Origin of the sequence: Edwardsiella tarda ATCC 15947 = NBRC 105688 (genome assembly GCF_003113495.2) — a bacterium.
GTDB classification, from domain to species: domain Bacteria; phylum Pseudomonadota; class Gammaproteobacteria; order Enterobacterales; family Enterobacteriaceae; genus Edwardsiella; species Edwardsiella tarda.
This window is the reverse complement of sequence record NZ_CP084506.1, coordinates 2925323-2937364: the sequence shown is the minus strand read 5'-3', so window position 1 is coordinate 2937364 and position 12042 is coordinate 2925323. Positions and strand designations below refer to the sequence as shown.

Annotated in this window: 9 protein-coding genes; 5 read left to right on the top strand and 4 right to left on the bottom strand. The window is 58.7% G+C overall.

The genetic code is table 11. The features are described from left to right. Positions 1-57: 57 nt before the first annotated feature. The 4 genes from DCL27_RS13605 to xdhA form a co-directional block, all read right to left on the bottom strand. Complete coding sequence (locus tag DCL27_RS13605; protein ID WP_035596094.1) at positions 58-612, bottom strand: YbhB/YbcL family Raf kinase inhibitor-like protein; 555 nt, start codon at positions 610-612, stop codon at positions 58-60. Between the two features lie 164 nt (positions 613-776). Beyond that, positions 777-1271 carry a xanthine dehydrogenase iron sulfur-binding subunit XdhC gene (xdhC, locus tag DCL27_RS13600; protein ID WP_035596091.1) on the bottom strand — a complete coding sequence of 165 codons (495 nt, stop codon included), beginning with the start codon at positions 1269-1271 and terminating at the stop codon, positions 777-779. Further along, positions 1268-2146 (bottom strand): xanthine dehydrogenase FAD-binding subunit XdhB, encoded by an 879-nt coding sequence (gene xdhB / locus DCL27_RS13595; protein WP_005282495.1) that lies wholly within the window; start codon positions 2144-2146, stop codon positions 1268-1270. Before xdhB ends, xdhC begins: the two co-directional genes overlap by 4 nt. Before the next feature lie 6 nt (positions 2147-2152). Next, positions 2153-4444 carry a xanthine dehydrogenase molybdenum-binding subunit XdhA gene (gene xdhA / locus DCL27_RS13590; RefSeq protein ID WP_035596088.1) on the bottom strand — a complete coding sequence of 764 codons (2292 nt, stop codon included), beginning with the start codon at positions 4442-4444 and terminating at the stop codon, positions 2153-2155. A gap of 450 nt (positions 4445-4894) precedes the next feature. Between xdhA and dapB the strand changes: the two genes are divergently transcribed. The 5 genes from dapB to DCL27_RS13565 all read left to right on the top strand — a co-directional run bounded on the left by dapB (position 4895) and on the right by DCL27_RS13565 (position 12042). Next, on the top strand, positions 4895-5713 hold the full coding sequence (gene dapB, locus DCL27_RS13585; RefSeq protein WP_005282506.1) for a 4-hydroxy-tetrahydrodipicolinate reductase: 819 nt from the start codon (positions 4895-4897) through the stop codon (positions 5711-5713). A gap of 466 nt (positions 5714-6179) precedes the next feature. Continuing rightward, the gene (gene carA / locus DCL27_RS13580) at positions 6180-7337 is read left to right on the top strand and encodes a glutamine-hydrolyzing carbamoyl-phosphate synthase small subunit (RefSeq protein WP_005294819.1); all 1158 of its coding nucleotides are present in this window, start codon (positions 6180-6182) and stop codon (positions 7335-7337) included. Positions 7338-7356: 19 nt separating this feature from the next. Next, positions 7357-10578: a carbamoyl-phosphate synthase large subunit gene (carB, locus tag DCL27_RS13575; protein ID WP_035596085.1), complete on the top strand. Its 3222-nt coding sequence runs from the start codon at positions 7357-7359 to the stop codon at positions 10576-10578. 229 nt (positions 10579-10807) lie between these two features. After that, positions 10808-11578, top strand: a complete 771-nt coding sequence (locus DCL27_RS13570; RefSeq protein ID WP_005294822.1) for a threonine/serine exporter family protein — start codon at positions 10808-10810, stop codon at positions 11576-11578. Next, on the top strand, positions 11578-12042 hold the full coding sequence (locus DCL27_RS13565; RefSeq protein ID WP_005294825.1) for a threonine/serine exporter: 465 nt from the start codon (positions 11578-11580) through the stop codon (positions 12040-12042). Before DCL27_RS13570 ends, DCL27_RS13565 begins: the two co-directional genes overlap by 1 nt.

Below are 12042 nucleotides of genomic sequence, written 5' to 3'. Positions count from 1 at the left end.
GCGGTTTTCGCACGCCTCCGGTAAGGCGCGGGCACGTTTAGCGCTGCGCCTCCCGCGTTAACGCATATTGGTCGGCGCGGTCAGGCGCGCTTCACCGATCTTGTGTTGCAGAATAAAGTAGCCGGCATAGGCGGGAGAGGCATGGGCTGGGATGTCGAGTTTTGCCACATTCAGCGCATACACGGTGATCTGGTAGTTATGCGGCTTGGCGCCCGGCGGCGGGCAGGCTCCGCCGAATCCGTTATAGCCGAAGTCGTTACGCAGCTGGATGGCCCCCTTAGGAAGATCCTTGCTGCCCTTCTCGCCGACGTTCAACGCCAGGCTATGGGTTGAGGCCGGAATATCGATCATCACCCAGTGCCACCATCCGCTGCCCGTGGGGGCGTCGGGATCATACATGGTGACGGCGAAACTCTTGGTGCCTGCGGGGATATCGCTCCAGCTTAAGGCGGGTGAGAGGTTCTTTCCGCTGCATCCCCAACCGTTAAAGATCTGGGCATTTTGCAACGACTGACCATTCTCAACCGTCGGGCTGGTGAGTGTCATCGCCTGCGCGCTCATGCTCAACCCACCCGCGATCAGCAAACATAGCAGTGCTTTTTTGGCAAACATACACGGTCTCCCATGGATTATGTGATAGGGCTAGGGTTTGTCACCCTCGCGTCTTGAGCATAGTCGTTGTGTGAAGATCCACCAGTCTCTCGCCGGGATTGGGGGGCGAACGGTGTGGCGTGTCTCCCGCGCAGGCGAGTGGCCGCGCGGGAGGTGTAGGCGGGTTAAGATGAGGATTCGTCCGTCGCCTGCTGGCAGGCGTCAACGGCACGCACGATGGCTTGATAGCCGGTGCAGCGGCACAGGTTGCCGGAGAGGCTGCGACGGATCTCCTCATGGGTCAGTGGGCGGTTACGTGGCTTGGCTAATAGGGCATGGGTCGCCACCACTAACCCTGGGGTACAGAAACCACACTGGACCGCGCCGGCGTCAACATAGGCTTGTTGTACCGGCGACAGCCCCTCCGGTTTACCTAATCCTTCGGCGGTGACGATCTGTTTGCCGTCGGCCCACAACGCCAGATAGAGGCAGCTATCGGTCGCCACCCCATCGATCAGGACGCTACAGGCGCCACACTCGCCGACGCAGCAGCCCTGTTTGACGCTGGTCAAGCCGTGTTCACGCAGCAACTCCAGTAGCGACATGGCTGGCGAGACGCAGAACTGATAGCATTTGCCGTTAATCTGACAGCTGATCTCAACCCACTCTTTGACATTCATACAATCTCTCCTCCCGCACGCTGAACGGCCAGGGTGATGGCCCGCTGCGCCAAGGTACGGATCAGGTGTAAACGGAATTCCTTTTCGGCACGCCAGGATGAACGCGGCGAAACATCGCCCGCGACGGCCTCGCTTACCGCCGCCAGGGTCTGGCGGCTCAGTGGTTGGCCGATGGCACACGCCTCGGCTTGTGGGCAGCGGATCGGTGTCGGCGCTGCGACGCCATAGGCCAGGCGTAGCTCGCTGAAGCGTCCAGCCTCGATGCGGCATAGCGCCGCGCAACCGATGGTGGCGATATCCATGGCGCCACGCATGGCGTACTTGATGTAGGCGCTGCCGCAGTCGCGGTGATCGGCGGGATGGAAGTGGAAGGCCAGTAAGATCTCACCCGGCGTCAAGGCGACCTTGCCTGGACCGGTATGGAAGCCATCGATCGGGCGTAGGATGACGCCGTTGGGCGTGAGGATCTCCAGTTGAGCCTTAAGCGCCACGCTAGGGGCGGCGGAGTCGGCGCTGGTGGCGCCATTACAGATGTTACCGCCGTAGGTGGCAACGTTACGGATCTGTGGCCCGGCGATGGTGGCGGCGGCCTCGGCTAACATCGGCAGCCGTGCCTGGATTAGCGGGTGTTCGATGATTTGAGTAAAGGTTGTGCCGGAGCCGATACGCAGGGTGCCATCCTCCAGCTCACTGATACCGCAGAGCTCGGCCAAGCCGTGGATGTCGACAATGTGGGCATAGTGGGCATTGTGGTGATGCAGCTGGATCAGCACATCGGTGCCGCCGGCTAACAGACGGCTGTCCGGGTTGGCCAGCATCAACTCGCTGGCGTGGCGCGCGCTGGTGGCGCGGAGATAGCGTTGAATATCATACATGAAGCATTACTCCCTGATCAGTCCGGCCTGTACAAACTCGCGATACAGCGTTTTCGGGGTGATCGGCAACGCGTTGATCGCGACGCCGGTCGCCATGCGGATCGCGTTGCGGATCGCCGGCCCCGGCGAGATGATCGGGGGTTCGCCCAACGCCTTATGGCCATAGGCCGACTGCGGCTCGTAGGTCTCGACGAAGGCGCACTCCAGATCCGGCAGATCGACACAGGTAGGGAACTTGTAATCGAGCAGATTGGGGTTACGGACGACGCCACTACGCTCGTCGATGATCATCTCCTCGAACAGCGCCCAACCGATCCCCATCCCCATCCCACCATGGACCTGTCCCTCGGCCAGTTGTGGATTGAGGATGCGCCCAGAGTCATGCAGATTCAGGATACGATTGATGGTGACCTGGCATAGGTCGACGTCGACGCTGAGATCGACGAAGGTACACCCGAAGGCGGGTGGGTTGGTGGTGGTCTTGTGGGAGACCTCCGCCAAGATTTGAGCACCGATCTCTTGGTGATAGTAGGCCTGCATCGATACGTCGGCGACGCTCATCAGCACCTGCTCCGGTTGCATCGCCATCACGACGTTGCCGTCACGTAGGGTCAGTCCCCACTCGGGTTGATGACTGAGCAATGCGGCGTGCGCCAGGATCTTCTGACGTAGCTGCTCGGCTGCCTGGCGGATGGCGGGGGCCGCGACATAACTCTGCCGTGACGCGAAGGCGCCGGGGTCAAAGGCGGTGATATCGGTATCTTGGGTCGAGATCACCCGGATGTGTTTAAACGGGATACCCAGGGTTTCTGCCGCCATTTGAGCGAAGACCGTGTCGGAGCCCTGGCCAATCTCGGTGGCGCCGATCTGCAAGTTGACCGTACCGTCTTGATTCAGCAACATGCGGGCCCCTGCGATCTCGACTCCGACCGGGTAGGTATTGGAGCCGTAACTGAAACAGGCGACGCCAATGCCACGCCGTAGGCGCGCATCGGGATCTTGAGCCAGGCATGCGGCACGGCGTTGATCCCATTCGAATAGGGCTCGCCCCTTCTCAAGACACTCGCTTAGCCCGGCGCTGTAGATCGTCTTACCGTTGACGGGGTTACGATCGCCTTGGCGGGCGACGTTACGCAGCCGGACCTCTAACGGATCTAATCCCAGGTTGGCGGCGGCATCGTCCATCAGGCACTCCAGGGCGAAATCGACCTGTGGGGCGCCATAGCCACGCATCGCTCCGGCGGCGGGGAGGTTGGTGTATACCGTGTCGGCGCAATAACCGAAAGCACTACGTGGGTAGAGGTAGCTGATCTTATTGGCACCGGCAGAGGCGATGGAGTGGCCGTGCGAGGCATAGGCACCGGTGTTGGACAGCACATTGAGTCGATACCCCTGTAATACGCCATCGCGCTGCATACCCAGACGTGCATCGATGCTGAAGGCGTGGCGTGTCCGGGTCGCAACGAAACACTCTTCACGACTCAGGCTGACCTTCACCGGCTTGCCGCCGAGACGCAGCGTCAGGAAGGCGGCCATCGGCTCTTCTAGCACATCCTGCTTATTACCGAAGCCACCGCCGATGTAGGGCTTGATCACCCGGACATGCGACCAGGGCAGACTGAGAGCCTGGGCGACGGTACGGCGCACGATCTGCGGGATCTGAGTACTGGAGACGATAACCACATGGCCGGGTTGCTCCATATAGGCGTAACAGGTGACCCCTTCCATGTGGCAGTGTTGTACTACCGGGGTCTCGTAGTGTCCTTCTAGTTGCAGATCGGCGGCGGCGATACGGGCATCCGGCTCGCCCGCATCGATCTCGCTGTGACGCAGGAGGTTGCCGTTAGGGTGGATCGCTGGCGCGTCATCCGCCAAGGCGGCCTGTGGCCGGGTAATCACCGGCAACGCCTCGTAGCTGACTTGCACCCGCGCCGCGGCACGCTCGGCACTCAACGCATCGCGCGCCACCACGATGGCCACGCCATCGCCGAAGTGACGCACATGATCAGTAAGCAGGTGACGATCGGCGACATCGTGTTTCGCCGGATCCAGTGACCAGGCGTGTCCGGCGGTGGGGAAAGGCGTTTGTGGGACGTCATAACAGGTGAAGATCGCCTCGACGCCCGGCATCGCCGCCGCCTCGCGGGTATCAATGGCGCTGACCTTACCGTGGGCGATGCGGCTGCGAACATAACAGGCGTGGAGCATGCCGGGCATCATCATATCATCGGTATAACGTGCCTGTCCGGTGACCTTGGCTTCGGCATCAACCCGCCGTAGCGGTGATCCTAAAGACATAGTGTTCTCCTGTGGGGAAATAAGCCTGGGGGATAGTCCAAGGCAGCAAGATACGCGCCAGACTCATTGATAGTAGGAGGAATATCCTCATAACTGTGAGTCGGATCGAGATATACCCAGGAAATTATGCCGTCGTAATGCAGGAAAAAACTGGCTACATATCACTTTGAGAGGATAAGGGGGCATTTTTGATAGTTTTTCTCTCAAAGTGATAGCGTTATCATAGATTGCCATCGTGTATGATTTGCATAATTATGCGTATTGATTTTGGCTATTCCCCGTATGATGGGGAACGGGATAGCGGTGAGTGAATTTTCTAATGATGGCTGATTTTCACTGGCTCAGGGGGCTGAGTGTCGCTAACCTGCAAGAGAGCGTTAGCGCCACGCGATCCGGTATGTAACCATCCCAATAGCGTGATGCGCGAGATAACCATGAGGGATATTGAAGATGGCAGAACAGATTCGGGTGGCCGTGGCGGGAGCCGGCGGTCGTATGGGGCGCCAACTGATCGCGGCGGCGCAGGCGATGCCGGGCGTGACATTAGGTGCTGCCTTGGAGCGAGAGGGGTCGAGCCTGCTCGGCTGCGACGCGGGTGAGTTAGCGGGCTGCGGCACGCTAGGGGTGCCGGTCGAAACTGACCTGGCGCGTGTCGTCGATCGGTTCGATGTCTTGATCGATTTTACCCGTCCGGAGGCCACCTTGGCGCATTTGGCCTTCTGCCAGCAGCAAGGTAAGGCGATGGTGATCGGCACCACGGGCTTCAGTGAGGATGAGAAGGCGGCGATCCATGCCGCGGCGCATGAGATCGCCATCGTCTTCGCTGCTAATTTTAGCGTTGGCGTCAATGTGATGCTACGTCTGCTAGAGAAGGCGAGCAAGGTGATGGGGGACTATTGCGATATTGAGATCGTGGAGGCGCATCATCGCCATAAAGTCGACGCGCCTTCGGGGACGGCGTTGGCCATGGGAGAGACGATCGCTGCCAGTTTGGGCCGTAGTCTTGCCAGCTGTGCGGTGTATAGTCGCCAAGGACATACTGGTGAGCGTGTTCCCGGTAGCATCGGTTTTGCCACCTTACGTGCTGGCGATATCGTCGGTGAGCATTGCGCGATATTCGCCGATATCGGTGAGCGCCTAGAGATCACGCATAAGGCGTCTAGTCGGATGACTTTTGCCAGCGGTGCTCTGCGTGCGGCGTTGTGGGTCGCTCGGCAGCCGGTGGGTTTATATGATATGTGTGATGTTTTAGCATTAGATAGCCTGTAAATCGCGTTGAGCGACACTGTTTGTTGTGTTCTTGTGATGGTTAATGCGTTGAAAAATAATTATTTTCAGCGCATTTTTGTTTTGTTGGTCGCGATTTTTGTTTTTACTCTCATCCTTGCCGATTGTTTCGTTTTTCCGTTTTTTATCCCTAGGTAAACGGCTTCCTTCTTGATTTTTTCACTGAAAAAACGCATCATGACGCTATTGCCTTTAATATGTGTCTCTGGCAACCGTTTTCTACTTCCCTAATAAATGTGTTTTTGGACATTTGAGTTAAAAAACACATCAAGCAGCGTAAAAAATACAAAAAAATCCCCCTTTCATCTGGACAATGGCCGGGCGCGTCATTAGAATGCGCGCAATTTGTCAGAAATTCGCCGCAGTGAGTAAGTTTGCCATTGATTCAGTCGATGATATCTGAATTAATATGCAATCATTGTGACTGGATATTCCTTTGGAGGGTGTTTTGATTAAGTCAGCGCTTTTGGTTCTGGAAGACGGGACCCAGTTTCACGGCAGGTCGATCGGGGCAGATGGATCGGCCGTGGGGGAAGTGGTCTTCAATACCTCGATGACCGGCTACCAAGAAATTCTCACCGACCCCTCCTATTCTCGTCAGATCGTTACCCTCACCTATCCCCATATTGGCAATGTCGGCACTAACTCCGCCGATGAAGAGTCCTCCGCCGTCCATGCGCAGGGATTGATCGTGCGTGACTTACCGCTGATCGCCAGTAACTTCCGCAGCCAGGAGACGCTCTCCGACTATCTGCGTCGCCATCAGGTAGTCGCCATCGCCGATATCGATACGCGTAAGTTGACGCGCCTACTACGCGAGAAGGGGGCTCAGAACGGTTGCATCATCACTGCTGAGCCGGGATGTGAGCCGGATGCTACCTTGGCGCTGGAGAAGGCGCGTGCCTTCCCCGGCCTGAAGGGGATGGACTTAGCTAAAGAGGTCACCACCCCCCAGCCCTATGAGTGGCGTCAGGGGAGTTGGACCTTGAGTGAGGGTTTACCGGCCGCACGCGACGTAAGCGAGTTGCCCTATCATGTGGTGGCCTATGACTTTGGCGTCAAGCGTAACATCCTGCGCATGCTGGTGGATCGCGGCTGCCGTTTGACGGTCGTTCCGGCACAGACCTCGGCACAAGCGGTGCTGGACCTCAACCCGGATGGTATTTTTCTCTCCAACGGCCCCGGTGATCCGGCGCCGTGCGAGTATGCCATTGAGGCGATCGCCACCTTCCTACGCGGTGAGATCCCGCTGTTCGGCATCTGTCTGGGGCATCAGTTGCTGGCGTTGGCCAGTGGCGCTCAGACGGTGAAAATGAAATTCGGCCATCACGGGGGTAACCATCCGGTGAAGGATCTGGATCATGATCGGGTGATGATTACGGCGCAGAATCACGGCTTCGCCGTCGATGAGGCGACGCTACCGGCCACGCTGCGTGCGACGCATAAGTCGCTGTTCGATGGCTCGCTACAAGGTATTCATCGTACCGACCGCCCGGCCTTTAGCTTCCAGGGACACCCAGAGGCCAGTCCGGGGCCCCACGATGCCGCGCCGTTGTTTGACCACTTTATCGCATTGATTGAAAACTATCGCCGTAGCGCTAAGTAATCAGGGAGCCTGAACAACCATGCCAAAACGTACTGATATTAAAAGCATCCTGATCCTAGGCGCCGGTCCGATCGTCATCGGCCAGGCGTGCGAATTTGACTACTCGGGTGCACAGGCGTGTAAAGCGCTGCGCGAAGAGGGTTATCGTGTCATCCTGGTCAACTCTAACCCAGCTACCATTATGACCGATCCGGAGATGGCCGATGCCACCTACATTGAGCCGATCCATTGGGAGGTGGTACGTAAGATTATCGAGAAAGAGCGCCCGGATGCCGTGTTGCCGACCATGGGTGGGCAGACGGCGTTGAACTGTGCCTTGGAGCTGGAGCGTCAGGGGGTCCTGGCCGAGTTTGGCGTCACCATGATCGGCGCTACCGCCGATGCTATCGATAAGGCTGAGGATCGTCGCCGCTTCGATCAGGCGATGAAGAAGATCGGCCTGGATACCGCCCGCTCCGGTATCGCCCATAGTATGGAAGAAGCGCTGGCGGTGGCCGAACAGGTGGGCTTCCCTTGTATCATTCGCCCCTCTTTCACCATGGGCGGCACTGGCGGCGGTATCGCTTATAACCGCGAAGAGTTTGAAGAGATCTGCGAGCGTGGCCTGGATCTGTCGCCGACCAACGAGCTCCTGATCGATGAGTCGCTGATCGGTTGGAAAGAGTATGAGATGGAGGTGGTGCGTGATAAGAACGATAACTGCATCATCATCTGCTCCATCGAAAACCTTGACCCGATGGGTATCCATACCGGCGACTCGATCACCGTTGCCCCGGCGCAGACCCTGACCGATAAAGAATATCAAATCATGCGTAACGCCTCGATGGCGGTACTGCGTGAGATCGGTGTGGAGACGGGCGGCTCCAACGTACAGTTCGCGGTCAACCCAAAGAATGGTCGTCTGATCGTCATCGAGATGAACCCGCGTGTGTCGCGCTCCTCGGCGCTGGCCTCCAAGGCGACCGGCTTCCCGATTGCCAAGGTCGCCGCCAAGCTGGCGGTGGGGTACACCTTAGACGAGTTGATGAATGATATTACCGGTGGCCGCACCCCGGCCTCCTTTGAACCCTCCATCGACTACGTGGTCACGAAGATCCCGCGCTTCAACTTCGAGAAGTTCGCCGGTGCCAACGATCGCCTGACCACTCAGATGAAATCGGTGGGGGAGGTGATGGCCATCGGGCGTACCCAGCAGGAGTCCTTACAGAAGGCACTTCGTGGCCTGGAAGTCGGGGCGAGCGGCTTCGATCCTAAGGTGAATCTGGACGATCCGCAGGCGCTGACCAAGATCCGTCGCGAGCTGAAGGACGCCGGTGCCGAGCGTATCTGGTACATCGCCGACGCCTTCCGCGCTGGCCTGTCGGTGGACGGGGTGTTTAACCTGACGAACATCGACCGCTGGTTCCTGGTGCAAATCGAGGAGTTGGTGCGCTTGGAAGAGCGGGTCGCCGAGGTGGGGATCAATGGCCTGACGGCCTCCTTCCTGCGTCAGTTGAAACGCAAGGGTTTCGCCGATGCGCGCCTGGCTCGTTTGGCCGGCGTGGCGGAGAGCGAAATTCGTAAACTGCGTCATAAGTTGGGGCTACACCCGGTGTATAAGCGCGTGGATACCTGCGCCGCCGAGTTCGCCACCGATACCGCCTACATGTACTCCACCTATGAGGAGGAGTGTGAAGCCAATCCGCATCACGATCGCCCGAAGATCATGGTGTTGGGTGGGGGGCCGAATCGTATTGGTCAGGGGATCGAATTCGACTATTGCTGTGTACATGCGGCGTTGGCACTACGTGAAGATGGCTACGAGACCATCATGGTCAACTGTAACCCGGAGACCGTCTCCACAGACTACGATACCTCCGATCGCCTCTACTTCGAGCCGGTGACGCTGGAAGATGTGTTGGAGATCGTCGCCGTCGAGCAGCCGCAAGGGGTGATCGTGCAGTATGGTGGCCAGACGCCGCTGAAATTAGCGCGCGCACTGGAGGCGGCCGGGGTGCCGGTGATCGGTACCAGCCCGGATGCCATCGACCGTGCCGAGGATCGCGAGCGCTTCCAACAGGCGGTCAATCGCCTGGGGCTGAAGCAACCGGCTAACGCCACGGTGACCGCGATCGAGCAGGCGGTAGAGAAGGGCGCCCAGATCGGTTATCCGTTGGTGGTACGTCCCTCCTATGTCCTCGGTGGGCGGGCGATGGAGATCGTCTACGATGAGAGCGATTTGCGTCGTTACTTCCAGACTGCGGTGAGCGTCTCCAACGATGCGCCGGTGCTGTTGGATCACTTCCTGGATGATGCGGTCGAGGTGGACGTCGACGCCATCTGCGACGGTGAGCAGGTGTTGATCGGCGGCATCATGGAACACATCGAACAGGCCGGGGTGCACTCCGGTGACTCGGCCTGTTCGTTACCGGCCTATACGCTGAGCGCGGAAATTCAGGATGAGTTACGCCGCCAAGCGGAGAAGCTGGCACTGGAGCTGTGTGTGCGCGGTCTGATGAACGTGCAGTTTGCGGTGAAAGATAACGAAGTGTACCTGATCGAGGTAAACCCGCGTGCCGCGCGTACCGTCCCGTTCGTCTCCAAGGCGACCGGCGTCCCGCTGGCCAAGGTGGCTGCCCGTGTGATGGTGGGGCAGACGCTGGCGCAGCAGGGTGTTACCGAAGAGGTGATTCCGCCGTACTACTCGGTCAAGGAAGTCGTACTGCCGTTCAACAAGTTCCCGGGTGTCGACCCGATCCTGGGGCCGGAGATGCGCTCAACGGGTGAGGTGATGGGGGTTGGTCGGACCTTCGCCGAGGCTTTCGCCAAGGCGATGCTCGGCAGCCAGTCTCAGATGAAAAAACCGGGACGCGCCCTGCTGTCGGTACGTGAGGGTGACAAGCATCGCGTGGTGGATCTGGCGGCGAAGCTGCTCAAGCAGGGCTTCGAGCTGGATGCGACTCATGGTACTGCCGTCGTGTTGGGGGAGGCCGGGATTAACCCGCGTCTGGTCAACAAAGTACACGAGGGGCGCCCGCACATTCAGGACCGCATTAAGAACGGTGAGTATACCTACATCGTGAATACGACTGCCGGACGCCAGGCGATCGAGGATTCGAAGTTAATCCGCCGCAGCGCGCTGCAGTATAAGGTGCACTATGACACGACACTGAATGGCGGTTTCGCCACGGCGATGGCGCTCAACGCCGACCCGACCGAACAGGTCATTTCGGTGCAGGAGATGCACGCGCGGCTGAAGTAACGCCCGCGTAGATGTGTGAGGCCCGGCGTAGCCGGGCCTTTTTCATGCTAGCGTCTCGCCGGGAGCGGCGTCGGTTCGCCTGATGGCGTGGGCGCAAGAGGTTACGCCGTCTCAGGCATTGTGGCACAATAAATCGCCATGGCGAGGTGAGGGTCGGGCCATGGTGAGCGTCGTGTGCGGTCATACCATACACGGCACAATGACGAGACGGCCCGGACAGGAGTCGATTGTGGAGTCTGATCACCAGCGGGAAGTGACCCGTTTGTGTATTCACTGTGCCCTTTTTCTGCTGCAGCATGGCGCGGAAAGCATGTTAGTCGAGCAGCTGTCTACCCGGCTGGGATTGGCGCTGGGTATGGATAGCGTAGAAAGCTCCATCTCCGCCAACGCGGTGGTGTTGACCACGATTAAGGAAGGACGCTGCCTGACATCGACGCGTAAGAATATCGATCGCGGCATCAATATGCATGTGGTGACGGAGGTGCAGCATATTGTGATCATGGTAGAGCACCAGTTATTGGATATTCGCGATGTGCGCAAGCGCTTCGAGCATATTCGTCCGTTACGCTACCCGCGTGCGCTGGTGGTTCTGATGGTCGGACTATCCTGCGCCTGCTTCTGTAAGCTCAACGGGGGCGGATGGGACGGTTCACTGGTCGCCTTCTTCGCCAGTGCGGTGGCGATGTACTTCCGCCAGGTGATGACACATCGCCAATTGAATCCACTGATCAACTTTTGTTTCACCGCCTTTATCGCCACCTCGGTCTCTGGCGGTCTGTTACAACTCTCCGCCTTCTCGCAGACATCGGTCATTTCGATGGCGGCCAGCACCCTATTGTTGGTGCCGGGGTTTCCCCTGATCAATGCGGTGGCGGATATGTTTAAGGGGCACGTCAATACCGGCCTGGCGCGTTGGGCGATGGCGACACTGCTGACGCTGGCGACCTGTTTAGGCGTCGTGATGGCGTTGTCGCTGTGGGGGCTACAGGGATGGGCATGATGACGCTGTTGCTACAACTGATACAGGATATGCTCTTGGCGGCGGTGCCGGCGCTCGGCTTCGCCATGGTGTTCAACGTGCCGACGCGGGCATTGGGGTATTGCGCGCTGTTGGGGGCCATCGGCCATGGCTCGCGTTGGGCGATGATGAGCCTGGGGATGAATATCGAGTGGGCCTCGTTACTGGCGGCAATCCTGATCGGCATTATCGGTATTCAGTGGTCACGCTGGTTATTGGCTCACCCGAAGGTATTTACCGTGGCGGCGGTGATCCCGATGTTCCCCGGGATTTATGCTTATCGGGCGATGATCGCGGTGGTGGAGATCTCTCATAGTGGCTACAGCGAACCGCTGTTCGCCAACATGGTGACGAACTTCCTCAAGGCGTCGTTTATCGTCGGTGCGCTCTCCATCGGCCTGTCGCTACCGGGCATATGGCTATATCGTAAGCGTCCTGGGGTGTAA